The 24,731-nt window shown below is 36.7% G+C and carries 25 protein-coding genes and 1 pseudogene; 5 read left to right on the top strand and 21 right to left on the bottom strand.

From position 1 onward, the window contains the following. Positions 1-12 precede the first annotated feature (12 nt). Positions 13-417 (top strand): iron-sulfur cluster biosynthesis family protein, encoded by a 405-nt coding sequence (locus ADU73_RS05170; protein ID WP_046872040.1) that lies wholly within the window; start codon positions 13-15, stop codon positions 415-417. A 92-nt stretch (positions 418-509) separates the two neighbouring features. Here the strand turns inward: ADU73_RS05170 and efp are convergent, their stop codons facing one another. The 8 genes from efp to licT all read right to left on the bottom strand — a co-directional run bounded on the left by efp (position 510) and on the right by licT (position 10,357). Further along, positions 510-1,088, bottom strand: a complete 579-nt coding sequence (gene efp, locus ADU73_RS05165) for an elongation factor P (RefSeq protein WP_046872055.1) — start codon at positions 1,086-1,088, stop codon at positions 510-512. A gap of 298 nt (positions 1,089-1,386) precedes the next feature. Beyond that, the gene (locus ADU73_RS05160; RefSeq protein ID WP_046872039.1) at positions 1,387-2,034 is read right to left on the bottom strand and encodes an FMN-dependent NADH-azoreductase; all 648 of its coding nucleotides are present in this window, start codon (positions 2,032-2,034) and stop codon (positions 1,387-1,389) included. A 104-nt stretch (positions 2,035-2,138) separates the two neighbouring features. Beyond that, a complete protein-coding gene (locus ADU73_RS05155; RefSeq protein ID WP_052694541.1) occupies positions 2,139-3,968 on the bottom strand; it encodes a glycoside hydrolase family 53 protein in 1,830 nt (609 codons plus the stop codon). A 178-nt stretch (positions 3,969-4,146) separates the two neighbouring features. Then, complete coding sequence (gene ltrA, locus ADU73_RS05150; RefSeq protein ID WP_046870767.1) at positions 4,147-5,532, bottom strand: group II intron reverse transcriptase/maturase; 1,386 nt, start codon at positions 5,530-5,532, stop codon at positions 4,147-4,149. A 104-nt stretch (positions 5,533-5,636) separates the two neighbouring features. Then, entirely contained in the window at positions 5,637-5,834 is a 198-nt protein-coding gene (locus tag ADU73_RS05145) for a hypothetical protein (RefSeq protein WP_046870766.1), read from the bottom strand. Between the two features lie 182 nt (positions 5,835-6,016). After that, positions 6,017-7,459, bottom strand: a complete 1,443-nt coding sequence (locus ADU73_RS05140) for a glycoside hydrolase family 1 protein (RefSeq protein ID WP_046872326.1) — start codon at positions 7,457-7,459, stop codon at positions 6,017-6,019. Between the two features lie 14 nt (positions 7,460-7,473). Then, on the bottom strand, positions 7,474-9,423 hold the full coding sequence (locus ADU73_RS05135) for a PTS beta-glucoside transporter subunit IIBCA (RefSeq protein ID WP_046872325.1): 1,950 nt from the start codon (positions 9,421-9,423) through the stop codon (positions 7,474-7,476). Between the two features lie 91 nt (positions 9,424-9,514). After that, complete coding sequence (licT, locus tag ADU73_RS05130) at positions 9,515-10,357, bottom strand: BglG family transcription antiterminator LicT (RefSeq protein ID WP_046872324.1); 843 nt, start codon at positions 10,355-10,357, stop codon at positions 9,515-9,517. A 435-nt stretch (positions 10,358-10,792) separates the two neighbouring features. Here licT and nagE point away from each other — a divergent pair, with 435 nt between their 5' ends. Further along, positions 10,793-12,796: an N-acetylglucosamine-specific PTS transporter subunit IIBC gene (nagE, locus tag ADU73_RS05125; protein ID WP_046872323.1), complete on the top strand. Its 2,004-nt coding sequence runs from the start codon at positions 10,793-10,795 to the stop codon at positions 12,794-12,796. A 530-nt stretch (positions 12,797-13,326) separates the two neighbouring features. Here the strand turns inward: nagE and ADU73_RS05120 are convergent. From ADU73_RS05120 to ADU73_RS05110, 3 genes and pseudogenes are all read right to left on the bottom strand, one after another. Continuing rightward, positions 13,327-14,482 (bottom strand): annotated as a pseudogene (locus tag ADU73_RS05120) (glycosyltransferase family protein). 28 nt (positions 14,483-14,510) lie between these two features. Then, entirely contained in the window at positions 14,511-15,872 is a 1,362-nt protein-coding gene (locus ADU73_RS05115; RefSeq protein ID WP_046872321.1) for a sugar porter family MFS transporter, read from the bottom strand. 644 nt (positions 15,873-16,516) lie between these two features. Next, entirely contained in the window at positions 16,517-17,068 is a 552-nt protein-coding gene (locus tag ADU73_RS05110) for a GNAT family N-acetyltransferase (protein WP_046872320.1), read from the bottom strand. A 183-nt stretch (positions 17,069-17,251) separates the two neighbouring features. Here ADU73_RS05110 and ADU73_RS05105 point away from each other — a divergent pair, with 183 nt between their 5' ends. Both ADU73_RS05105 and ADU73_RS05100 read left to right on the top strand, forming a co-directional pair. After that, positions 17,252-17,968 (top strand): CPBP family intramembrane glutamic endopeptidase, encoded by a 717-nt coding sequence (locus ADU73_RS05105; RefSeq protein WP_046872319.1) that lies wholly within the window; start codon positions 17,252-17,254, stop codon positions 17,966-17,968. 61 nt (positions 17,969-18,029) lie between these two features. Next, positions 18,030-18,659 carry a helix-turn-helix domain-containing protein gene (locus ADU73_RS05100; protein WP_056986033.1) on the top strand — a complete coding sequence of 210 codons (630 nt, stop codon included), beginning with the start codon at positions 18,030-18,032 and terminating at the stop codon, positions 18,657-18,659. Positions 18,660-18,882: 223 nt separating this feature from the next. Here ADU73_RS05100 and ADU73_RS05095 read toward each other — a convergent pair whose 3' ends face one another. From ADU73_RS05095 to ADU73_RS05085, 3 genes are all read right to left on the bottom strand, one after another. Then, positions 18,883-19,167 carry a hypothetical protein gene (locus tag ADU73_RS05095; protein ID WP_046871366.1) on the bottom strand — a complete coding sequence of 95 codons (285 nt, stop codon included), beginning with the start codon at positions 19,165-19,167 and terminating at the stop codon, positions 18,883-18,885. Positions 19,168-19,335: 168 nt separating this feature from the next. Further along, positions 19,336-19,650, bottom strand: coding sequence for a hypothetical protein (locus ADU73_RS05090; RefSeq protein WP_046871365.1), 315 nt, complete (start codon positions 19,648-19,650; stop codon positions 19,336-19,338). Between the two features lie 46 nt (positions 19,651-19,696). Beyond that, positions 19,697-20,017 (bottom strand): hypothetical protein, encoded by a 321-nt coding sequence (locus ADU73_RS05085; protein ID WP_046871364.1) that lies wholly within the window; start codon positions 20,015-20,017, stop codon positions 19,697-19,699. Positions 20,018-20,327: 310 nt separating this feature from the next. Between ADU73_RS05085 and ADU73_RS05080 the strand changes: the two genes are divergently transcribed. Beyond that, positions 20,328-20,972: a helix-turn-helix domain-containing protein gene (locus ADU73_RS05080; RefSeq protein WP_062913238.1), complete on the top strand. Its 645-nt coding sequence runs from the start codon at positions 20,328-20,330 to the stop codon at positions 20,970-20,972. 19 nt (positions 20,973-20,991) lie between these two features. Here ADU73_RS05080 and ADU73_RS05075 read toward each other — a convergent pair whose 3' ends face one another. The 7 genes from ADU73_RS05075 to ADU73_RS05045 form a co-directional block, all read right to left on the bottom strand. After that, positions 20,992-21,216: a hypothetical protein gene (locus ADU73_RS05075; protein ID WP_046871368.1), complete on the bottom strand. Its 225-nt coding sequence runs from the start codon at positions 21,214-21,216 to the stop codon at positions 20,992-20,994. A gap of 230 nt (positions 21,217-21,446) precedes the next feature. Next, positions 21,447-21,650 carry a hypothetical protein gene (locus ADU73_RS05070; protein ID WP_046871363.1) on the bottom strand — a complete coding sequence of 68 codons (204 nt, stop codon included), beginning with the start codon at positions 21,648-21,650 and terminating at the stop codon, positions 21,447-21,449. Between the two features lie 60 nt (positions 21,651-21,710). Next, on the bottom strand, positions 21,711-22,274 hold the full coding sequence (locus ADU73_RS05065; RefSeq protein ID WP_046871362.1) for a hypothetical protein: 564 nt from the start codon (positions 22,272-22,274) through the stop codon (positions 21,711-21,713). Between the two features lie 39 nt (positions 22,275-22,313). Beyond that, positions 22,314-22,865 carry a hypothetical protein gene (locus ADU73_RS05060; RefSeq protein ID WP_144010446.1) on the bottom strand — a complete coding sequence of 184 codons (552 nt, stop codon included), beginning with the start codon at positions 22,863-22,865 and terminating at the stop codon, positions 22,314-22,316. A gap of 71 nt (positions 22,866-22,936) precedes the next feature. Continuing rightward, positions 22,937-23,248 carry a hypothetical protein gene (locus ADU73_RS05055; RefSeq protein ID WP_046871360.1) on the bottom strand — a complete coding sequence of 104 codons (312 nt, stop codon included), beginning with the start codon at positions 23,246-23,248 and terminating at the stop codon, positions 22,937-22,939. A gap of 75 nt (positions 23,249-23,323) precedes the next feature. Beyond that, entirely contained in the window at positions 23,324-23,587 is a 264-nt protein-coding gene (locus tag ADU73_RS05050) for a bacteriocin immunity family protein (protein WP_046871359.1), read from the bottom strand. 35 nt (positions 23,588-23,622) lie between these two features. Beyond that, complete coding sequence (locus tag ADU73_RS05045; RefSeq protein WP_046871358.1) at positions 23,623-24,453, bottom strand: DUF2812 domain-containing protein; 831 nt, start codon at positions 24,451-24,453, stop codon at positions 23,623-23,625. Positions 24,454-24,731 lie beyond the last annotated feature (278 nt).

The raw sequence follows: 24,731 nt of genomic DNA, 5'->3' as shown, positions 1-24,731 counted from the left end.
ATGGTGAGCATAATGAAAATTAACATTAAAGATGAAGCCCAAACATATTTAGCAAAAAAGATTCCAGCAGGCAAGCACGTATTCTTAGCTCTGGACGACGGCTCTAGTAAGTTTTCTAAATTAGGCGGTTCTTGTGCGATCGGTAATAAGTTTCAACTAGTTGTGACTGACCAATCCGACTCAGACTATGCGGTGGCTCTTGACAACAACGCTAATCTTTACATGACAACTGGCGATCCAGAAACGACATTCCTCGGCAATGGCTTAGCACTTGATTACAAAAATGCTGCCTTAAAACTTACCGATGACAGTGGCGTCTTAGATGGTGCCGTTACCGTTGAAAACTACGAGGCGCCTACACAAGATAAACAAGCAATGACAGACGAAATGAAAACTTTAGGCGGAAAGATCTGTTAATAAGCTTTTGAAATTTTATAGACTAAATGAGTATGAAAAAGATGGTTTCCTTTATGGAAGCCATCTTTTTTGATTACTATTAAAATTAATTATTACTTACTTTCATCATACTTTGAAGCACGACTTAGATATGTTCCCTTTTGGGTGTTAATATCGAGAAGTTCGCCTTCCTTGATGAAATCAGGAACGTTAACAACCAAGCCAGTTTCCATTGTTGCAGCTTTTCCAGATCCAGTTACGGTTGCGCCCTTAATAGAAGGCTCCGTTTCTTTCACTTTCAACTGAACTGTATTTGGTAAACTGATTCCAATTACCTCAGTGTTGTAATAGTCGATCTTAACATTCATATTTTCAAGCATGTATTTCATTTCATTTTTAATAGTTGCCGTTGGAATTTCGTATTGCTCATATGTTTCCATATCCATAAATACCGCAACGTCGCCTTGTGTATATAAATATTGAGCATCTTTTGTATCTACAACAGCCTGTTCAACTTTTTCTTCAGGACGCATCGTCTTTTCAACAGTTGCACCAGAACGCAAGTCATACAACTTCATGCGCATAACAGTGTTACCTTTTCCTGGCTTATGATGTTCGGAAGCTAGCACTTTAATTAACTTACCGTTTTCTACAAATGTCATACCTGCTTTAAGATTTATTGCTTCAATCATTTTTTTCTCCTTGTATGTCGCTTCGAATTTATTTAAAACTACCTTCATTTAACGATCTCGCTCCAGGACTCATATGATCGACTTCCCTTCGTTTTAATATCCATTATCTAGTTTAACACTAAAATGGCTAAAACAAAGCGCTTCCTTACAGTACTGATAATTATAACCGTTCTATAACGTTATTTTCTGTACTTATTTAGCTTAGTTAAAAGTTTTCATGTGGAACATTTCGAATCAAAAATAACTTATTGAAGAGGCTTAAAAAGCACAGAGAAAAATCTCTGTGCTCTTCTTATCATTAAAATGTTTTGGCAATTTTCCCTGCCTGTTTTGCCACAATCTCGCGATTAGCGGCCATATCTTCTGGATCACGATGCGAATTACCTTCACAGTAGATGCCTTGATAATCTTTAATTCCAACTTGTCCTAACAATGCCTTTAAATAGCTGTCACCTAAATCAAGTTTTGCCATAAATTCGTTATCCGTATGGTGATAGGTTCCGCCGGATGACTGAATATGAAGAGCTTTTTTATTGTGCAGCGTACCTTCGGGGCCGTGTTCACCTTCAACCCAGGTTTTCGTAGAAACAATCACAAGGTCTAGGTACATTTTCAAACGATTAGGGATAAACAAATTATACATGGGACTAACAAACACATATTTATCGGCCAGAATAAATTGATCTTGCAATTTTTGTTGCCGACTTAGTAAAATTTGTTCGTTCTCGGATAAATCTTGATAAGTCGTCCCGTTTGTCAGTTTCGTCCAACTATCTAAATTACTACTGTTAATCTCTGGAACACCTTCTGCATATAAATCATGTTCAATAATCTGATCTTGCGGATGGTCCTTTCGATATGCTTCAACAAAACGTTCCCCAATCACAACAGAATTAGCGACATTTTCGGTTGCAGGGTGCGCCTTAATAACTAGAACCGTACTCATTTCATCATCTCCACTTGAATTTCTACGCCTTTAAGATACCACAACTCTTTAAAACAAAAAAATTCTTACAACCAAATCACAGTTGTAAGAATTTTAAATAGTTGCTACTTTAAATAGCCATTCCAAACATAACCATGTACTTTACCATTCAAAGAATGAACATAATAATATTTGTATGTTTTACCATCATATTTCTTCACATAAGTTACCCGTGTCACAACAAAATGGGTCTTAGGATAGTTCTTCAAATAATGTAATGTCACAAACTGAAAATCATTTGAACCACCCTGAAATCCGTATACATTTCCCTTTTTATTTTTAACAACATAACGGTGCTTATAATTTACTTTAGTCGTTTTTGCTATTTTATTAGGTTTCTTTTGTAGATATGAATGCCAAATCCAACCGGTCTTTTTGCCAGAGGTAATGTGATAGTACAGATATGTTTTTCCGTCTGCTTTAACCACATATTCAGCTTTGTCAATCTTGTAAATACCTTTCAAAGAGCTGACCGCAAAGGCCTTTTTAAAGGTGAAATTATCGTTTGAGCCTTTAAACGTATATGCATATGCGTTATTTTTCTTAGCTACATAACGATCTACAGGCGATTTGGCACTCTTTGAAACATAATTATTAGTAATCATTTTCTTAAACGTCAGCAAAGACTGAAGTGGGTAACCGTGCGGGTCAAAAAGAGCTTGGTTATCATACGATGAAGCTCCCCAATATTGATTAACATTAGCTTCCTGGTCAGAATATCCTGCATCACCGTAATACTTAGCAGCATATTTAGTTGCCCAACCAGTACCATATTTCACACTTGCATCACGGTTGAATTGATAATTATCCCAGCCAGCTTTGACTGGAATCCAAGCCGGCTCCCAGTAGAAACCACCAAGGCCCTTACCATTTCCGTTTTGCATAACAGTCTTCCAAGTATCACTAATTGCATTGGCTTGCCCTTGCACTGAAATTGGGAATGGCGGGTTAGCAATTGATCCGACAATGTTAGACTGTCCATCCATATCATCAGTCGTGTATGGATAACTCATTTCCATAACCGCAAATTTCTTTTCATAAGTCTGTGTAATTACTTTTTCAGCACCAATTAACTTGGAATCTGGTCCATTCCAATGTGGGTAGAAAGTAGCTCCCATGACATCATACTTTACTTTATTAGTCTTCAACTCAGCAGCAATTTTTGCAAATGAAGATGCTGTTGGTGATTCATAGTGAACTGCAGCTAAAGCGTTAGGGGCATACTTATGAACAGCATTTACACCTTCAGCAATAAACTGCATGTATTTAGCAGGATCCTTTTCCTGCATCATCCCTTTAGTCGTTTCATTCCCTACTTGGACCATCCCAACATCAACACCGGCTGCTTTCATGGTCTTCAATACTTTTTCAGTATAATCATAAACAGCTGTTTTCTTTTGTGCAAATGTATAGTTTTTCCAAGCTTTAGGAAGGGCTTGTTTTGCAGGATCTGCCCAAAAATCAGAATATTGTAAATCAAGCAATACTTTCATGTGATGAGAAGTTGCATCTTTAGCTGTTTTGACAGCATTATCTAAAGTAGCATCTCCGCCACCGTATGTATGACCATCACTATCATACGGATCGTTCCAAATTCGTAATCGAACATAGTTAACACCAGAATCCTCTAAAGTTTGCAGAATATCCTGTTGTTTACCGTTGTAACCATAGAATTTAACACCTGCATTCAGTTCAGCTTGTAAACTAGAAATATCCACTCCACGAATGGAATTTGAAGTTACACCATGAACTGGTTTTACAGTAGCTTTGTCATTCTTTACATTGGTTGTCCCATCAGCGTTAGCAAAAACCGAAGTCGTTGCACCACTTAAAGCAACTAGAAGCCCAGCACCAATTAACAGTGCCTGGGCAAGATGTTTACGCCATTTTCGCATATGATTATCTCCCCAGATAATATTTATACCTCGTAAGTTTTTCTTACAAATTAATAGTAAGCGTTCCAAAAAAGATCGTCAAGACCTTATTAAAATCGAGTAGGAGGTAGTTGATTAATTCAACTACCGACCTCTCACACCACCGTACGTACGGATCCGTATACGGCGGTTCAGTAATTTAAGCACTTTGAATGAACTGGAGTGTCTTGGTTAGATTCATTAATCCAAGGCGTTCCAGTTTTTCATTTGTTAAGGTATATAACAAGGTTTTACTATGCGCTGTACGCCAGTAACCCTTACGGGTATTGGCAGACTTAACCGCATCACTTGTAGATAATCCTAATCGTTTCAAGTTATTTATCTTTGTCTTGGTCTTCTTCCACTGTTTCCAGATATACTGCCGTATACGAGACCTTAACCATTTGTCCAATGTCTGAATAAAAGTAGTCATCTTTCCAACAGAAAAATATTGGATCCAGCCGCGCATCTTTTGCTGAATTTCTTGAAATATCTTGTCAGTTGACACCCCACGATTGCGCTTAGTAATTTGCTTAAGCGCTTGCTTAATTCTAAGCTTGGGTTCTTTGGCTGGTCGTACATAAGCACCACCATGTCCGACTCCCAATGAAAATCCTAAGAATTTTAGTCGTAGAGGTGATCCAACCTGTGTCTTCTTTTGATTGACCGTTACTTTTAGTCGACCTTCCAGAAAATTAGAGATACTTTCAAGAACTCGTTGCCCAGCTCGCTGACTTTTAACGTAAATATTACAGTCATCCGCATATCGGACAAATTTATGGCCTCGTTTTGTCAATTCTTTATCAAGTTCGTTCAAATAAATGTTGGCTAACAATGGTGAAAGTGGACCTCCTTGGGGAGTTCCTTTTTCACTGCTTTCAAATAAGCCATGATTCATGACCCCACTGGTTAAAAATCGACGAATCAATTTTGTTAACCATGGATCATTCACGTATTGTTCAATGAACTTAATTAATAAATCGTGGTTCACAGTATCAAAGTACGCTTTTAGGTCTAGGTCAACCACTCGGTGAAATCCTTCGTTATAAAATGAAACGACCTGTTTAATGGCTTGTTGGGCACTTCTTCCTGGACGAAAACCAAAACTACTCTCTGAGAACGCTTGCTCAAACACTGGGCTCATAACTTGGGCTACCGCCTGTTGGACCATACGGTCAACAACTGTCGGAATTCCTAATTTACGGGTACCTCCGTTGGGCTTGGGAATCTCTACTCGTTTAACCGGCGCTGGTTTATATGTGCCATTTGCTAGTTGTTCAAGTAGCTCTTTCCGGTGTTCTTTCAGGTATGGCAAAAGGTCTTCAACGGTCATGCCGTCTAAACCAGCTGCTCCTTTATTCTTGGTCACCCGTTGATAGGCTAAATTCAGATTATTTCGGGCTAAAACCAAGTCTTGAAACTTAATGCCACTCATTCTTGTATTTTCACCAGAGGCAGTGCTACGCGCCCCGATATGCTCTTGGTCTTCCAGACCTGCCATCCATCGGTGGTCAGCTATTTGTTCTGTTTTCTGCGATTTTCGCACTGCTTCCACCTCCAATATCAATTACGAGTTATTACTGTTCGGTCCTTCGTTCACTTCGTGGACTACTATGACCTCGGCTGACTCCTGCATTACTCAACATTCCATCACTGAAGTGCTTGTCTTTGTGGAACATAACGTTCCTCTTGTCGGAAACGTGTAATACAGGTCTCCCCGGGTAAGAACGCTAACTTTCGTACCATCTCACCGTTGGCTTTACCGTCATGACTTCGAGTAGTATCGGACTTCAGTTTGTTAGGCAACCTTATCCAGTCATTTCGGCCTTGTAGCCACTTCTTGTTCATCGGTGCAGTACTTCGCCTGCGGCTTCCTTCGGATTCCACTTCACAGTGGACACCCTTGCCATTGGCTCATGGTTCCGACTACTACGGCCCATAACGGACTTTCACCGCCTAGTTAGCGCCCATGCCGGGCGCACCCAAAAAAGTAGCTAACGAAATCGAAAATTTCGTTAGCTACTTTTTATCTATCCTAAATTCTCACCATTGCTGGCAATAACTTCTTTATACCAATCAAAAGAAGCCTTTTTATAACGATTCAACGTTCCGTTACCTTGATCATCTAAATCAACATAGATAAAGCCGTAACGTTTCGACATTTGGCCAGTTGAGGCACTAACCAAATCAATGCATCCCCATGGTGTGTAGCCCATTAGATCAACTCCATCGGCTACCGCACCTGCCATGGCTTCAATGTGCTCACGAAGATAATCAATTCGATAATCATCCTGAACATGGAAATTTTTATCTGGTTTGTCAACAGCGCCTAAACCATTTTCAACCACAAATACTGGTTTTTGATAACGATTATATAATTCGTTTAAAGCAATCCTTAAACCGATCGGATCAACCTGCCAACCCCAGTCACTGGTCTTTAGAAATGGATTTTTAACGCCACCAATCAAGTTTCCAGAAGCCTGTTCAAGACTTGAATCGGCAACATCAACCGTTGAAGACATGTAATAACTGAATCCAATGTAATCAACTGGATTGGTCTTAAGAATGGCCAAATCATCGTCACCAATTTCTAAATCTGAAAAACTAAAACCATATTTGTTCATCAGTTTTTCGGTATACGCAGGATATTCACCACGCACCTGGACATCGCCACAAAAATGGTTAAACGCCTGATTCTGTTCCAGCGTTGCCATCTGATTGACCGGATTAGAATCATATGAATAGGTTGTTGCATACAACAGCATGCAACCAACTTGCAAATTAGGATCCAATTCATGGCCAATTTTAACGGCTTTAGCTCCCGCCACAAACTGATTATGCCAAGCTTGATAGATGTTTTGCTTGTCATTGGCACCGTTAGAAGCAACCAATCCTTGTCCCATGACGGGGAAGGTCAGCGCACTATTAATTTCATTGAAAGTCATCCAATACTTAACTTGCTTGTAGTAGCGGGTCAGTACCGTCCGCGCAAATCGTTCGTAAAATGTGATCAACTGACGATTCTTCCAGCCACCATATTTTTTTACTAGGTTTAAAGGCATTTCATAATGTGAAATTGTAATAACGGGTTCAATATCATATTTCTGACAAGTTGCAATAACCTGATCATAAAATTTCAAACCAGCTTCGTTAGGCGTTTTCTCATCACCGTTTGGAAAAATTCGGGACCAAGCAATTGAGAAACGGTAACATTTGAATCCCATTTCAGCAAACAAGGCAATATCTTCCTTAAAACGATGATAATGGTCGATCCCCTTGTGATTTGGATACGTATGATGTTTTTCATCAATTGTCCAATCAAAATCAGGCTCATCAACTAGCTTAAAACGATCTGGACCACCAGGCAAAACATCGGCAATTGATAAACCTTTGCCACCCTCTTGATAGGCACCTTCCAATTGGTTGGCAGCCGTGGCGCCACCCCACATAAAGTTTTTTGGAAATTTACTCATAACTGAGTTCCTCCTTAAATAACGTACAAAGCAACATCATCATTTGTGACGGTTGTCTTGTCATTAGATACAATTTCAACAAAGTCCTTGGTATTGGTAACAACGATTGGCGTTGTAATATCATAACCAGCTTTTTTAATTGCGTCTAAATCAACATCCATCAATAATTGACCTTTTTTAACTTGATCATTGTCCTTCACATGAGCCGTGAATGGGGCACCTTTCAAATTAACGGTATCTAAACCAATATGAATTAATAATTCAATTCCAGTATCACTCTTCAAGCCAATCGCATGTTTAGTTGGGAAGACGGTCATAATTTGACCATCAAATGGCGCATAAATTTTACCTTCTTCAGGAATAATGGCCACTCCGTCACCTAACATCTTTTTAGCAAACGTGTCATCAGAAACACTCTCTAGGTTAATCATTTCACCTTTAACGGGACTATAAACTTTCTTTGTTTCTTTAGATCCTGAATGTACATTATTTGTAACAACTTTTGTAGTTTTTGGTGTATCTTGTGCATCAGCTGTCGTGGTTGCATCTGTGGCTGTGGTTGTATCTGTAGCTGAAGCCGTAGCTGGTGTTTTTTCATCAATTCCGAATACCCAGGTAAGGACAAATGTTAATACAAAGGAAACAATTACCACGATAACTGCATTAACAATATTGCTGCTATCTGTTTTGCTGACAAATTGAGGTAATGAAAGTAATGACGGAACCGCGAAAGTAAAGGATTTCAATTTTACAATTCCCATAAACAATCCAGTTATAGCTCCTGAAATCATAGAAGCATACAATGGCTTTTTATATTTTAAGGTTACACCATATAACGCAGGTTCTGTAACCCCTGCTAACAAGGCTGAGATACTAGCAGCACCGGCAACTTGACGGGTGTTGCGATTCTTAGTTTTGGCAGCAACTGCTAAACTAGCAGCTCCTTGGGCAATATTAGAAGCTAACATAGCAGGTAAAATCAAACTATCTGGGTTCGCAACAGATGCGGCCAAGAAAATTGGTGCAAATGCCCAGTGCATTCCTGTCATTACAATCAATGGCATAAAGGCCGTCATCAATGCCATGGCAAGCCAGCCAGCTTTGCTTTGAATGAACAAGATAACTGTGGAAAGTAATTTGCCAGCGTAAGTTCCAATTGGTCCAATGACGACGAGAGCCAAGGTTCCGGTAATGAACAAAACCAGTAGCGGTTTCAAAATACTCTTAATCGAAGATGGACAAATCTTATCAACACCCATTTCAATATATTTCATGGCCCAAACAACCATTAAAATCGGGATAACAGATGACGAATAGTTTACCAATGTTACCGGCAAACCCATGAAATGAACCGCATGGCCAGCCTTGACCATTGCTGTAAAGTTTGGATGAATCATAATTCCGGCAACTGTCATAGCCAACATCGGTGTTACTTTAAAGTATTGAGCCGCCGTATATGCCAACATAATTGGTAAGAAGTAAAATGGCGCGTCACCAAAAATGTTCAAAATTGCATAGGTTTGACCTTTTTCACTCATCCAACCCCACATTGGCAGCAAGATCAAGATAACCTTGATCATCCCACCACCGATTAAAGCTGGAATTATGGGTGACATACAAGATGAAATAAAGTTGGCAAAACGATTAAACCAATTTGTTTTCTTCTTTTCTTCTCCTTGATCAGATTGATCAGAAGTTTGATCTGCATCACCAGTGTTAATGTTACCTAATTTCAAAATTTCATCATAATAATTAGAGACATCATTACCCATAATTACTTGGTACTGACCAGATTGATGATTAACCCCCATTACTCCAGGAATTTTTTTAACAGTATCATCATTCACAATGCTTTCATCTTTGAGTCGAAAACGTAACCGCGTCATACAATGAATCAGTGAATTGATATTTTTATCTTCACCGACTGCTTTATAAATTTGTTTTGCGGAATCTTTATAATCCATGTGATCAATCCTTTCTTTTTTCAAATTTTGACAAAAAAAGACCTAAATAGCTAAATAAGCTACTTAGGTCATGCTCAATTAAGATAACACCCTATAAGTTTTTGACAAGGCGCCTGATGTGCACCGTCAGATATAATAATTCCGTACTACTGATCTCGTAATCATACTTTTTCCGAACAAAAGTCTGAATTTTTCGAGCACAGTTATACGCAACAGCATATTTTTTCTTCAACGTTTGTAACAGATCTTCATCGGCATCGTCGTCATAATGCTTGTTTTGGAGAACACGCTGCGCAAAAAACTTCAAATGGGTGATGAACCGATAATAATTTAGCGAGCTTTCGTCAAACTCCGTATTGTAGTAATCCTTCACGATGTCTTCAACTTCTTTGATCATGTTGGTTACGTCATACGCTAAATTTTGTTCGTCGCCAGTTTCGGTTTCTGCATTAACAAAATGTAATGCCACAAAGGCACTCTCATCATCTTCCAGCGTAATTCCAAGCTCATTTTTAACGACTTCAACAAACTTTTGACCAACTGCAAATTCATCCGGATAAAAACGGGCAATATCCCATTTCAACGGATTCTTTAAAACAATTTTCTCATGATATCTTTGAATTGTTGTATGCAGATGATCCGTTAAATTTACATAAATGATCTCATTTAGCTGCTTACCCAATTTGATTTTAGCAAAGTTGATAATCTTCTCTGCAATTAAAATCTCATTCATTGGGACATCCATAACCAGGTCTGTAAATTTGTTCATTGTGTCTTGATCTTTAATAATGAACGTCTTTTCTACCTTGGAAATATCAACCTCTTGACCCTTTTTCTTACCAAATGCAATTCCCGGCCCCATCAATAGAACATCCAAACCATTATGATTTTCTGAAATGGCCGTGTTATTGTTTAAAACGCGTTTTATTTTCACAATAATCACCTAGAGGACTTATTCACTTTAACTTTCTATCGTGAATAAACCATGCTCAAAATTTTGATAACACCTTATTGTATTCAATGTAATCCGCTAAAGATTTTCATCTTCTTGGACTTATTTATCTTTTATCACTCATGCTTACCCGAACGCAATAACATTGTGACAATGTTTCTATATTAGCAGCGTGTGTATCCGCTGTCAAACTTTTTCACTTTTAGCTTTTGTTTTCATCTTTAATTCTGAAAACAGGCTTTCAAGGCAACTAAGATCGGTAAATTGTTAGGTACACCAATTTTTAATTTATCGTTATAAACGCCTGCATATGTGACATTATGTAACATGACCACTTGCATTTTTATTTAGCCTGTCCTAGACTAATAAATGAAATTATTTTTAAAATTTTTCATTTATTTTCAGGAGGCTTTCATTGTGAAAACATATTTTCAGAGATTAGGTCGTTCCTTACAGCTGCCAGTTGCCGTTCTTCCAGCCGCGGCGCTCTTAGTTGGGGTCGGCTTTTGGTGGGCAGCAGCAGATAATGGCTTTATTGCCCGTTTCCTTCAGGCGGGTGGGAACGCCATTTTAACGCAGTTGCCTTTACTATTTGCGGTCGGAACTGCGCTCGGCATGGCCAAAGATAAAGATGGTGCTGCCGCATTAGCCGGGCTTGTTGCTTTTGAAGTCCCTACAAACGTCCTCAAAACAAGTTCTGTGGCCACGCTCATGGGAATTAAAGTTTCAGCAGTTGATCCTTCCTTTGCTGCAATCAGCAATGTTTTTATTGGGATTATGTCCGGTCTGATCGCGGCTGCCTTGTATAATCGTTTCCATGAAACCAAATTACCGATGGCACTATCGTTCTTCAGTGGCAAACGACTAGTTCCAATTCTCGCAGCCGTTGTCATGTTGGCAATCAGTGCAGTTTTGTTGGTTGTTTGGCCACCTTTGTATCATGCCTTGGTTGTCTTTGGGAAATTTATTGTCGGCTTAGGTCCGCTAGGCGCTGGAATTTATGCGTTCTGCAACCGACTTCTTGTTCCCACCGGTCTTCATCAAGCTTTAAACTCCGTTTTTCTGTTTAATGTTGCTGGGATTAATGATATTGGGAAGTTTTTGGCGCATGAAGGACCAAAAGGAGTTACTGGGATGTATCAAGCCGGTTTCTTTCCCGTCATGATGTTTGGGTTACCAGCTGGGGCCTACGCTATTTATAAAAATGCTCGCCCTGAACGTAAAAAAGAAGTTGGCTCCCTCATGTTAGCTGGGGCCTTTGCTTCTTTCTTTACCGGGGTTACCGAACCGCTGGAATTCTCATTCATGTTTGTAGCCTGGCCTTTATACGTACTGCACGCATTCTTTACAGGCTTATCAATGGCATTTGCGGCCTTCATGCATTGGACCGCCGGCTTTTCATTTAGTGCCGGTCTCGTTGATTATGTGCTGAGCCTCAAGAATCCCATCGCCAACCATCCCTTAATGTTGATTCCTCAGGGGCTTGTCATGGCGGCCATTTATTACTTTGGTTTCAATTTTGCCATTCAAAAATTCAATTTGATGACACCTGGCCGCGAACCAGTTACCGACGAAGACGCTGATGATGCACAGGTAAGTATTCAAACAAGTGATACCGATGATAAATACTCAATTCAGGCCAAAAAGATCTATATTGCCATTGGTGGGGTTGATAACATATCAGCTGTCGACAATTGTACGACCCGGCTTCGTTTGCAACTTAAAGACACTGACAAAATTGATGAAGGTGCGATCAAACGAAGTGGGGCAGTTGGTTTAAATAAACTAGATAAAGTTAACCTTCACATTATTATTGGAACCGAAGTTCAGTTTGTCGCTGATGCACTAAGCAAACTCTTTAATGAAAAAACGCCGTTATCTACACTTGAAAACACGGCCGAAAAAGAGCCTGAAGCAAAGTCTGTTGCTACACCAACTGATTCTTCAATTAAATCAGCGGTCACCAGTGAATTTTATAGCGTCGCTGAGGGTCAGTATATGAACATTGAAGATGTAAATGACTCAACCTTTTCACAAAAAATGTTAGGTGACGGTTTCGCAATTGAACCTAAAACTGGCGAGATCACTTCGCCCGTTGATGGTACAGTATCCACCGTCTTCCCTACTAAACATGCAATTGGTTTTACCACTGATTCCGGATTGGAAATTCTTTTACACATGGGAATCGACACCGTCGAACTAAAGGGTAAGCCCTTCGACGTTAAGGTAACCGACGGGCAAAAGGTCAAGCATGGCGATCTAGTTGCCCACGTTGATCTTCAAGCCATCCGAGATGCCGGTAAACAGACCCCAATGATGGTCATTATCACCAATATGGATGCTGTTTCCTTACTGAAATTCAAAGCCGTTCATAATCCAATTACTCCTGAAGTAAAAGTATTAGAAGCTACAACAAAATAAATAACTAAAGGTTGAAAGTACAAAAATGACTTCAGTTACTGCTATTAAACGGTTTAATCCACAAAAATTAGTTTAATTACCGTTGTCTTTAGATACTTCGCATAAACATTGGTATAACAATTTTTGCGTTAAATATATAATTAGTTTTAAATCTTGAAACAGTCTGGAAGCAAATGGGCTCAGTAGTGTCGTTTATCTTAACGATTTATCGTTTAGATAAAGGCCGAGCTTAGAGAAGTGAATTTCAGCTCTAAGTCGTGCCCACTATTACGCATTAAGGGTTTTCGTACCGAAAGCCCTTAATGCTCCATACGCTGTCGATTCTTGTGGCAAGGATAGCCGCAAGAAGTCGCACTACGTTCCGGCCCAGATTCGCCGGAAGACGGTATTTTAATCTAATTTTGTTACCATGAATGTTTTTGTACCAAGTAATTGGATGTGATTTTGTACTTTCAACCTTTAGATAAATAAGTAAAAAGATTGGCATCGTGATCCAAGTGATCATGACGCCAATCTTTTTTGTTACTTATCTATGCTACAGCCGCCGAAATCTTTTCAATAATGGCTTCGAAGTCAGTGAGTGTTTGCTTCCAAGTGATGGACTGCAAATGATCCACGCCTTTTTGCACCATATGTTCCAATTCCAAAGGATTTTGTTTTGCCTGTAAGAAGGTTTTGGCTAGATCTTTTTCATTAAATCCAGTCTTCAAATATGCGCCCTCTGGTAGGAAATAGCTTCCAGTGCCTTCCTTGAAATCGATCAAAGGAAGACCGCAACTCATCATTTCAAATGGCACTAACGAAAAGTTGGTCATTGATGGAGCAATTCCAAAATCACAACGATTATACAAACTAATCATCTCTGGTTTAGTTAACTTACCTAAATTCTCACCATTAATGAACTGTGCTTTCTTGTCCGTTCCAAAGTAATGAAGATTTAACTTCAATCCTTGCTTTGCCAAAATATTTTGACAATTATTTAATGTCATTTGAATATTGATCGGTGCTCGTCTTGGACTGCTCCATTTCGTATACACCGCAACATCAATTACTTTTTTATCTGGATACTTACTGAGGTCATGAGCCTGATAAGGATACTGTTCCAAATTAACAGGAAAATTAATTTCATCAATCGGACTATTAACTTTACAATTTTCCTTAATCATTTTCGCACACCAAGGGCCCAAAGAAACCATGTGAAGACCAAGCTCGTATGTTTTCTTGGCTAATTGATAACGATCACCAAAAGGATAAAAATAAGGTTCATAATCTTGAACAAAATACATCTTATATCCCGGCTTATTTTTAATAACATACGCCGATTCCCATAATGTAGCCAACCAAATATCTGAATTATGTTTATCAAGTTGCGACATGTCTACACATGTTCCTTCATAACCTTCATAATTAAATTCAGCGTTTTGTTCCATCTCATCAACCGTTTGAGGGACATAACTCAAATAGTAAACATGGTAACCTTGTTTACTTAGCAAGGTTCCTAAATGAAGCATGGTGGTCTGGCCCCCCATCATAAGCAATAATTCCGGTCGTCACAAACGTAATCGAATGATAATGATCCTTTTTTGATTGTTTAACTGGTTCATCATTAAAATATTTTAAAATTGAATCGTAATCATGAATATCACCCTGGGGAACATCCACGGTCGCCGTTTTTACTGGTTTCATCGCATTCACCTCCGAATTATTTCAGCACTTAAGCACTTTTTACAGCTTGATGGCCCTGCTGAGTGGAGGTCAACAAATTATTTTTCGTTTCTGGAACAAATAGATAGACAAATAGAATACATAATACACCGCATCCGGCAAAGATCCTGAATACCGATGATAATCCTAATGCACTCATTAAGCTGGGATAAACTAAGCTAACTGCAAAATCAGCCATCCATACAAAGAAGGTTGAAATGCTCATCCCAACATCGCGAATGTCAACTGGAAATAGCTCTGATAAAATTAACCAAGTTAGTGGGCTAATCAAACCTTGTTGACAGATAAGGAATAAGGTAATAAAGCTCAGCACCGCCACGGTCAAACGCGGACCGCTGAGTAAATGAGTTACAATACTCAAACAAGTTAAAATGGTTGTACTGCCTAACAAACCAATCAGTAAAAGCTTTTTCCGTAAAAAACGCCCAACGATTCGAACACTGACACTAACACTTATTACTGAGACTAGCCCAATAATAATGTTCCCATATAATGAGGAGCTCCGCGTTAATCCAGTTCTCTCTAACATTAACGTCCCATAATACATAATCGCGTTAATTCCAGTGATTTGTTGAACAATGGCAAGCCCAACGCCAACCAAGACAAGTTTTATATTGCTGGAAAAAACTACGGATTGAAAACTTTGCGCTTCCACTTCCGGATCAGCTTGAAGTTCATGAGCTTCTTCTTTGGCCTCACTTGGCCGCAAGTAACGTGACATCACGGCCTTAGCTTTTTTCAAATACCCATTCTTCCATAACCAGATCGGGCTTTCTGGAATAGATCGATTTTCCAAAAGTAAAATTAGAGCTGGTAAACTTGCCATCACTAGCATCACTCGCCAAATCCACATCACATTTGGAAACAATCCACCAATAATCGCGTTCACAACGTAGGCGAAAAATTGTCCCAACACAATCTTAAAATCATTGCGTGTTACAACCATCCCGCGAGCATTAATTGGCGAGATTTCCGATAAATATACCGGAATTACTTCGGATGCAGCACCAACCGCAATTCCTAAAATAAATCGGAACACAATAAAAATATACTTATTAGGAGACAAGGAACATAGGACATTAGCTGCAATAAATAAACTTGCAATCCATTGCACTACGCGATGTCTACCATAAATTCCGGAAACCTTACCGGTAAACATTGACCCTAAAGCGGCCCCTAATATTAAAACACTTGAGACTAGCCCTTGATTTGCCGCATTCAAATTCAATTGAGATGCGCTGGACATAAATGGGAGAGCCCCATTTATAACTCCTGTATCATAACCAAAAAGCAGTCCACCAATCGTAATGACACTTGTTGTATGTCGCAAATTTCGCGTTCTCTGATGCAAAAAAATCACTCCTTAGAAAACAAAAAAAGACCTATAGTAATTTAGTCGGGTTAGCAATATAGAATCTCCCTAACACTAAATTAAAATATCATCCAAATAAACCGTAACACCGAATTTTTATAGCAGCAAGAAAAGGCCCCTGTAAAGCGTTTTCATGAGAAATGGATATTTTTGCATAATAAAATAACCTAATGCGTTAGCTCCCATTAGGTTACTGGTATCAACATATTTGTGAATCCGTACCTGAACTACAATTATTTTTCTTCGTCTCTTTAGCACAACCTTATGTATGAAAATTGTTTCAAGAAAATAAACTGACAAAGCTATTATTAGCTTTGCATATTTAACTTCATTTCATTGAGTAGGTAGCAACTTAGGCTTTACATGATGTTATTTACTGGTTTACAGGGGGCAACGTCTGGTTTACATATCACCTATAAATCCCAATTTATCAGCATCTAAAACAGTTTACATCAAGTTGCGCATTGTCTTTAAAGTTTTTTTTAAATCATCTTTTTAAAAAGTTGTTTTTCTGAACTTCAGTTTTAGCAAAAAAATCAATTTCAAAAAAGAAACTAGTGATGTTTTTCCGAGCTTAATTTAAGTTCATGATTTGCTACAGTTCAAACAATTGAAGTTCAGAACTACTTGTCTTGCCACTCTTTTCGCAATAAAGAATACAAATTATGGTCATGATACCGGCCATCTAAAAGTAGTATGTCTTCACGCAAAGTTCCTTCTAGTTTAAAGCCTGCTTTTTGCGCAACATGGTTACTTTCATGATTGCCAACAGCCGCTTCAATTTCAAGACGATTTAACCCATAATCCTCAAACCCGATTTTGACCATTGCTAGAACAGCTTGATGCATTATTCCTTGTCCGCGAGCACTTTCAGCTAGCCAATAGCCAATGTCGGTGCTCATGTTATTTCTTTTAATGTGATTAAAACTGATCATCCCAACTGGCTGTTGCTTTTGATAAATTGCCACATTTAACGACTCACCGGTTCCAAAATTAACATTAACATGCTTTAAAAACTTTATTTCATCATCAACTGTTTTCAAGTTTGCCACCCAAGGTAACCAAACCTGCATTGATTTCCGACTGTTGTCGACCAGTTCAAATAATTGTTTTGCATCTCGTTCTGGATTTGGTAATACAAGTTTTAAATCTTTATTTATCGTGTATGCAAACATGCTTCACACCCTCCTTTATCTGATTAATTATATTATAAGTGCTTAATTTGATTTCACCTAGACAATTTTTTTGTTTATTTTTTAAGTTAGAAATCGTCGTGCAGATTTATGGACGCCAACTGTTCATATAAATCAGTGGTAAACTTGATTTATTGATTAATTTTTTTGGGGGGGAAGAATATTATGTTCAATTCATGGAAGTCACAAAAACAGTTATTTGTAGGGCTATTATTATTTCCTGCACTCGATTTATTTATTAATGACGGCATCGGTCTGATGATGCCCCAAACTTCACCAGCTAACAAAACAATAGCCTTATTATTGACCCTTTTTTCAATTTTAAGATTTTGGATTGAAATCGCCGTGTTTATATTTTTTATCAGAAACTATTTAAAAACTTGTTTTATAAATCTTAAAAGTATTAAAAATTGGTTGGCAACTTTGCTATGCATCGTTTCAGCTATTTTATATAACATCGTCATCTCGGTATTACATATTTCTGTTCCCGCCGCTCAACATTCAACCGAAAATAGTGTTTCAGCTGCTGCTTCACATATCTCGTTACTAGTTTTATTGGCCGTTACAATTATCCTGATTTCACCAATTTTAGAGGAAATAATATTTCAGTACTTCTTTCAAAAAATCTTCTTTCCAATTATTTTTAATAAGTTAAACATAAAACGTGGCAACTTATATGCACTTTTGGCATCAACTCTATTATTCATTGGTTCTCACATTATTAACGGTAATATCACTATAAAAACAATAATAACAGGAATGATCGTATATGCGCCCCTGCTATTACTGGGTATTCTGTATGAAAAAACTGACAAAAACATTATTTACCCAATCGTTGCACACATCATAATTAACTTTATTGGAATGATCTCCATTACTTAATAAATCAAATTCCGTTCGACTAATTAGAAAATCAAATAGAAAGAAAATTTAAAATTTAAAAATGAAAATATCCGAAAAGCTAAAAAACTGTCGTATGAACGAATCCTTAACACAGTCTCAAGTTGCTGAAATTCTGCATGTATCTAGAAAGACAATTTCTGGCTGGGAAAATGGGCGTAGCTATCCCGATGTAAACAGCTTTGTGCAGCTGAGTGATCTATACAAAGTTTCATTGGATTCACTGCTGCGTGATAATAAAGTATTAAATTATTACAAACAACAAAACAGAAAAAATATTAAAATTCGTAAAATTGCTAAATATTCCTACATCTTTAATATTGTTTTACTAGGCGCTAGCTATATAGAACTTTTTAGAATTGCTGGCATTCATTCTTTGCTTATACCTTTGCTGCTTCTAATTAATATAATCACTTTTTCTTCTCATTATGAAAACTGGCACAGGTTAAAAGAAAAAAAACGTTTTATTAGAGCTACTATTATCTTTATACTCTTTTTTGAAATAAACGTTTTATTAAGTTTTATTAATCAAGATTTTATTTATCAAATACGCAATAATGACATTAATTTTATAACTGGAATGATGCTTGGCCGATTCATTCTAATTTTTATTATAAGTTTTAGCTTAGTCATCACTATTTTCTGTACCGATATTTTAAAAAGCCAAGATTAAATTAATCCACACATGGTTACCAAAACCATCAATATTTCAGGATCAATATAATTTTTTACCAAAAATAAGAGCCATCAAATTTTTTTAATTTGATAGACTCTTAATTTCTTTTAGCTTTATTAAAAACAGAAATAGCCGTTGAATAACTTAGTACCTGCAAACTAAACACTTCTTTCCATAGACTGAACTTAGCAGTTAATTTAAACGAGTTTGCATTAAAGAACTACAATCTAGCCCCCCAAAGATTATTTCCTAAGTTATTGAAAGAAAATACATTTCTCCATAATTTTTCTTCTGATTCATTAAATTCAACAGATTCAGATAGTTTGACAACAGGGGCACGATTAAAAAAGACTTGCAAAGTACCAGTAAAGGCCACACCTTCATTCTTTTGTAATTCTGCCAAAGTTTCCCTAACATATTTGGCGGTCTCAGATCCATAATGATATTTATTTAATTCCACACTTAGATCTTTCATTGCAAAAATAGCTTCATTCCTAAATTCCATATGAACTTCACCATCCCACTCTAGTAATTTTATAAACTATAATAATCGCGGTTTTTGCTTAAAATAACTTTTTATTTTTTGAAAAATCTCTACGTTCTTAAACCGAGATTTGACATGGTGTAGTTGTGTTAACACATTGTAACCTGATTGCTCTCTATCTTTAACTCATCACCATGGCATAAATATAGTATTCACTTCGTTCTGGGATGCTGGAATTAAATCACGAATTTCTTCAAACAAAGCAATAGATTGGGTATCTAACTTAATTTTATGCGTGGTAAATCCTCTTAAAACAGTAATTTCTTTAATAAATGTCCTGCCTTTAGCACTGAGGACAAAATCACTTACCTCGTGTTTAGAAATTGCTTCGAGAAAATCGCTAGTGATTTCTAACGCTCTTTGCTTTTCATAGGTATTTTCTAACATTCCTAATCTGGTCCGAAATATATTTAAATCACCCTGTACTTTTTGTTGCCTATCCATATTAATCTCCCCAAAATGGCTTTCCGTTATTACATCAAAAAAGCCATTACTTCTTTTTATGAAATCCACAAAATAAAGCGTACAAGAATAAAAGAACCAAAGAATAAAGCTTATCCGCCACCATACTCATACTTTGTGGTTCATATAAAATCCCAAATGTCTGCGTAATCGCATATACCAACGCTGGATAAAGTGAATATTTGTAAACTCGATTAGATTCCTTCAATACCAGTATGACACTAGCTACAAGCGCCAATATATACATAGCAATTGACGGCATCGGATTCGCTATATCTGTAAAAGTTCCAAGTATGACTACAGCGTATATAAAAATGGCAAAAGTAATTTTTAACTTCAATTTTTTCATAAACTCCCCCAAGAATTTAGTGACGAGCATTATTCATGCGCCATCACAATAATTTTTTAATCCGAAATTACTTTAAAAAGCTTCTCCCCCACTACTAGCCTTTCACGCAAAACTCATCTTCACTTCTTAGAAACACTTCAAATTCTTTGGAACAACTCTAACTTTAATCAAAAAAAGCAATCTTTCAAGCTGAGTAATGAAGACATAGAGGGCTTATAAATTAAGACACCGCTTGTGCTGTACACTTTACCAATTTAGAGCATGAAAAATTACCATTATGTAGTAAACTAGTTTTAGGGGAGATTTTAATATGGAAATATCAGAAAAGCTCAAACAGTGTCGAATGAATAAATCTTTAACACAAGCCCAAGTGGCGGAAACTTTACATGTTTCGCGTAAAACAATCTCGGGCTGGGAAAATGGTCGCAGTTATCCTGATGTAAATAGTTTCGTGAAGTTAAGTGATTTATACGGTGTTTCGCTAGATCTTCTGCTACGGGATAATCGGGTATTAAGTTATTACAAGGAACAAAACGAAAAAAGCCTTCAAATTCATAAAGTTGCGAAACGAGCTTACATTCTGAACTTCATTTTGTGGTTATTAAGCTACGTTGAATTCTTTAGAATTGCTGGTATTCACTTTTTATTAATTCCCGCGCTTCTTGCCATAAATATCACAATTTTTATGTCTTACTATGATAACTGGAAAAAAATGCGAAAACACCAATATTCTATTAAAGTTATTTTGAGCTTTATCCTTATTTTTTTCGTTCATGTTATCTTAAATTTTTTTAATGATAGCTATATATATAGCCTAGCAAATAACGATATTAGCTCTGTAGGTGATTTTATGATGGGTAGATTTACGCTCATTTTATTAATGGACCTTAGTCTATTAATTGTCATTTTTGGTCGTGATGCTTTAAAGAGATCAGAATCTCTTGGGTACTATTAAGCCATTTAAAACAGTTAACTCACATACCACTAAGAAATTCAGCTAATCTATTAAAAATCAGAGAAATTCCCATACCTAAAAATATAAGTGCATAAACTAACCCACTCCAAAATGCATAAGGTGCAAAACCACTAGTTCCTTTAATTGCGTGCTTACGATATGCGTTAAAAGTTTTAAAAAATGCAACGAATTGCCACATTCCTAGCAGAACAAAACCAAGCCCTAGTAAATTTCCTGAATCCATTTTTATTATCTCCATGTAAATTGCATTCCAATACTGTTTCTTATACTTCTTAGGAGTTATAAGGTCTATATTAGTCATGGCATAACCAAAACACCCGTAAAAAATGACCAAGAATCAAATTCAGATTCTCAGTTATTTTTCTAAATCTAGATTCAAAATACCCAACTATTCGAAGTCATTGTAATTGAATTCGCGAAAACCACAACTGTGTTAATTGATTTTCTTGTTTTTTACAAGCCACCCAATACCAAGGCAATTCCAAATCCAAGAAATATTACTGCAAAGATCAATCCGTACCAAGTTCCAGCTATTGAAAAGGCAGTTGTCCCTTTGTTCGATTTAGTACGTAAGGTTTTAAACCCTTTAACAAACGCATAAAACTGCCAAATGGCCAATAGCAAGAAAACAACCCCTACTAATTTTTCAAAATTCATTATGTTCATCCTCCTAAATATCACATTAATTTTTTGATCTGCTTGTATCTTCCTAGTTCTTTATTTATGAAACGGTGTATCCTTATCTAAAAATTCAAATTCTGTTTCCTTAACCAATGACTTATACCCTAATTTGCTCACCTGTTTCATTAATTCATTGTCATCATTACCTTGGAATTGTTTGATATTCATTGGATCTTCGATATGCACACCGGCTACAACATTCGGATGGTCAACTAAATATTTTCCGGCGTGAACACCAAAGACTCTCCAATAATAATTATCAGCCTTTGTTTGTATATTGATAACTGTTCTGTACCTGGGGCCGTTCGTTGGTAATTGATTCTGGGCATAACTTTTATCCAGGAAAATAACCAGCCTTTTCAAATCTTTACTCTTCAAATCAATTTTCAAGTTACCATCCTGCTTAAGTTGAATCCCATTGGCTTCTATTGAAACTAGAACACCTTTTTTAAACAGATGCGCAAACATCCCCTGATTAGGAAATGTGTTTTCATTTACCTTTACCGTTTTCACATCCATAACGCGGTTATTCAACAATAAAATATTTTCGGGAACTGATCCCCAAGCAGGTGTAGAAAAAGCATTACTTATTTCACTCATTGTTCTTCTCTTCTTTTCCAGTTTGTCCAACCAAAATTTCTACTGTGTCAGTTGTTCATAGGTTGTTCCTTGAACAACATTTTCGAATTCAGCTCTGTCTATTGCCTCATCAATTCTTGAATTATTTTTCAAACTAGAGAACTGTTTCAAATTTAATGGATCGGCAATTTTCACATGCCCCAAAATACCATTCGCAATTTGTATCGATAATTCACTAGTTTTTACTAAAAAATAATAATCCATTTGGTTTGTAGTAAAAATAACCGTGGAATTAAATGTCGGTTGTGGTCCCTGAAAATCAGCATTATACTTTTTCATCAGTCCTACTTCAACTTCTTTTATATCGGTAAATGCCAACTGGACTTTCTCATCTTTAGAAATTATTTCAATAGCTTTATCAATCTTAACGATCACATTTTGATTGAATTTCGGAACTAAAAGACGATCTAAAATTACTCTCCCAATTTTATTGCCTTGATCAGGAAACTCTTTTGATCCAATAACGAAGGTACTTTGCATTGGCTTTTCTTGATTCTGAGCGGGAATGTAATAAACTGGACTTTGCTTAAAAATATTAATATCAGTAAACAATTTCATTTTTCTCCCCCGTGTTCTTTTAACGCAATAACATGCACATCCTGATGCTTTGTATGGCTACTTAGTTAATGAAAAGACATTTCATTAATATATGATCTTCTCTGTGGTACCAACAGTTTAAATGCATTCCAGTGACATTTAGCAGCCTCTTCTAGGTTGAGCCCCTGAAATCCAATCAAGAAATTGATACGTTGCATATATTGTTCCGCCGAAATCGAAATATTCCTATCATTCAATTTTGGATTGTCTAGCGCTTTAATTTCATTTTCAGTTAATTCGACTGCTCGTTTGGTACTATCAGACGATTCTTGAATAATTAACGCTTTTCTGAAACTAACTAATTCAGCAATAATTCTTTTATTTAGTGAAGTCGTCATCACTTCTCCCCCCCAATTCAGTTACTCAATTAAAACCAGTAATCTCTTTAAAATAAATTTCTGTTACTCAAAAAATCAGAAATTAATCATATCTCTTCTCCCGTATCCTAAGTAAAGACGGGAAATCTCAGTGAAAAAAGAGACCGTTTTTGGAGATAACTTTTCTTTAAAAGACAAGAAAGACAACCCAGATTTAAGCTGAGCTGCAACCGCCTGCTCATTTTTACCTTGGTCAAGTTCCTTTCTCGCTCTTAAAAATAATTCACGTTCCCTTTCAGGCGTCCCTGAATCCTTAATTAAATTATCCATTTCGCTCCAAATTGCGACTTTCTTCTTCATACTAATTCCTCCAATTAAAAATAGAAACATTTTGGCTATCCAATTGGTAAATAAAATGATCCCAACCATTTAGTAATCTTTATGTTTTTAACATTGGTAGCTTTTTCTCTTATTTTTTTCTCGATTTCTTCATCGGTATACAACGTCTGTAGTCGATAATAAAAATTTCCATTGCCATCATCAGTCACCAATTGCCAAATACCAACATCAGCAAAAAGTTGGATATCAAATGGTTTTCTATCAGTATTAATTTCAACATACTTATTAGGTAAATAAGTTCCCTGGTAGTCCTTGGTTTGCATTCTGTAATTCGCATCTATTTTTCTAAATTTGCTTGAAGCCCCTAGAATGACCAGCAAAATCAATAACCAAGAAATAAGTAACATCCAAAATAAATTGCTATTCACAAAATTACTTAGCATTCCCAACCCCTGCATTGGTGCCAAATGGTTAACTGATATATAAATTATCCTACCTAAGAATAATAAAAATCCGGCAAAAACCCATATTATTTGTGATAAAGTAGCTCTATCTTTATAGATATTAGCGATTTTTCCGCTAACAATTAGATCACTTTCCCCTTTAGGTAGAACTAAGTGCTCGTCTGTTGTACTGTAATATTGTACAAAAAAACTTGGCTTTTTTATTTTTAAGTTTTGAATTAATTCAACTCTCGAATTTTTGGATGTCTTTTCCGCAACTAATTCTTTTGAATAATTAGTTAGAATATATGATGGAGTTTTATCGAATTCAAAAGAATACATTAGTTTACCAGCATGGGATAATTTCCACCCTTTTTCACTAAAATTATTTAGCCAGTCCTGTTCGTTTTTCGATCCTTTAATAAAAAATTTAACCTTTTTCATTTAAAAATCCCCATATCTTTTAAATTCAAATTTAGTTGCTTACTTTTGTTTCTTACAAAAAGAAGGCCCTCTCTTCAAAAATCATATTAGCACCATCCACTCAGAAAAACTCAATTCTTTTGTCTGTACTTATAAGACTTGTAAAATACCTTCTGTCTCCGCTAATAAGCCTCCTCGCCTTTTAAATCTAGTAGGGCGATTGAAGTTCAATTATATAAAATTAAGCACTGATCTTTTTAAGCAAATGTTTTTCTCCTAATCCTTCACATCTATATACT

Source organism: Pediococcus damnosus (assembly GCF_001611155.1).
In the GTDB taxonomy this organism is placed as follows: domain Bacteria; phylum Bacillota; class Bacilli; order Lactobacillales; family Lactobacillaceae; genus Pediococcus; species Pediococcus damnosus.
Note: the sequence above shows the minus strand (reverse complement) of the source record. Positions and strands in the feature narration are given on the sequence as shown.

Excerpts from the sequence above, each read along its gene's own strand:
- ADU73_RS05050 (WP_046871359.1), bottom strand. The coding sequence starts at position 23,587 with ATGAAGAAGAAAGTCGCAATTTGGAGCGAAATGGATAATTTAATTAAG.
- ADU73_RS05085 (WP_046871364.1), bottom strand. The coding sequence starts at position 20,017 with ATGAAAAAATTGAAGTTAAAAATTACTTTTGCCATTTTTATATACGCT.
- ADU73_RS05135 (WP_046872325.1), bottom strand. The coding sequence starts at position 9,423 with ATGGATTATAAAGATTCCGCAAAACAAATTTATAAAGCAGTCGGTGAA.
- ADU73_RS05155 (WP_052694541.1), bottom strand. The coding sequence starts at position 3,968 with ATGCGAAAATGGCGTAAACATCTTGCCCAGGCACTGTTAATTGGTGCT.
- ADU73_RS05090 (WP_046871365.1), bottom strand. The coding sequence starts at position 19,650 with ATGGATAGGCAACAAAAAGTACAGGGTGATTTAAATATATTTCGGACC.
- ADU73_RS05110 (WP_046872320.1), bottom strand. The coding sequence starts at position 17,068 with ATGTTTGCATACACGATAAATAAAGATTTAAAACTTGTATTACCAAAT.
- ADU73_RS05075 (WP_046871368.1), bottom strand. The coding sequence starts at position 21,216 with ATGGATTCAGGAAATTTACTAGGGCTTGGTTTTGTTCTGCTAGGAATG.
- ADU73_RS05105 (WP_046872319.1), top strand. The coding sequence starts at position 17,252 with ATGTTCAATTCATGGAAGTCACAAAAACAGTTATTTGTAGGGCTATTA.
- ADU73_RS05095 (WP_046871366.1), bottom strand. The coding sequence starts at position 19,167 with ATGGAATTTAGGAATGAAGCTATTTTTGCAATGAAAGATCTAAGTGTG.
- ADU73_RS05160 (WP_046872039.1), bottom strand. The coding sequence starts at position 2,034 with ATGAGTACGGTTCTAGTTATTAAGGCGCACCCTGCAACCGAAAATGTC.
- ADU73_RS05070 (WP_046871363.1), bottom strand. The coding sequence starts at position 21,650 with ATGAATTTTGAAAAATTAGTAGGGGTTGTTTTCTTGCTATTGGCCATT.
- ADU73_RS05045 (WP_046871358.1), bottom strand. The coding sequence starts at position 24,453 with ATGAAAAAGGTTAAATTTTTTATTAAAGGATCGAAAAACGAACAGGAC.
- ADU73_RS05055 (WP_046871360.1), bottom strand. The coding sequence starts at position 23,248 with ATGACGACTTCACTAAATAAAAGAATTATTGCTGAATTAGTTAGTTTC.
- ADU73_RS05100 (WP_056986033.1), top strand. The coding sequence starts at position 18,030 with ATGAAAATATCCGAAAAGCTAAAAAACTGTCGTATGAACGAATCCTTA.
- ADU73_RS05170 (WP_046872040.1), top strand. The coding sequence starts at position 13 with ATGAAAATTAACATTAAAGATGAAGCCCAAACATATTTAGCAAAAAAG.
- ADU73_RS05065 (WP_046871362.1), bottom strand. The coding sequence starts at position 22,274 with ATGAGTGAAATAAGTAATGCTTTTTCTACACCTGCTTGGGGATCAGTT.
- ADU73_RS05080 (WP_062913238.1), top strand. The coding sequence starts at position 20,328 with ATGGAAATATCAGAAAAGCTCAAACAGTGTCGAATGAATAAATCTTTA.
- ADU73_RS05140 (WP_046872326.1), bottom strand. The coding sequence starts at position 7,459 with ATGAGTAAATTTCCAAAAAACTTTATGTGGGGTGGCGCCACGGCTGCC.
- efp (WP_046872055.1), bottom strand. The coding sequence starts at position 1,088 with ATGATTGAAGCAATAAATCTTAAAGCAGGTATGACATTTGTAGAAAAC.
- ADU73_RS05145 (WP_046870766.1), bottom strand. The coding sequence starts at position 5,834 with ATGAACAAGAAGTGGCTACAAGGCCGAAATGACTGGATAAGGTTGCCT.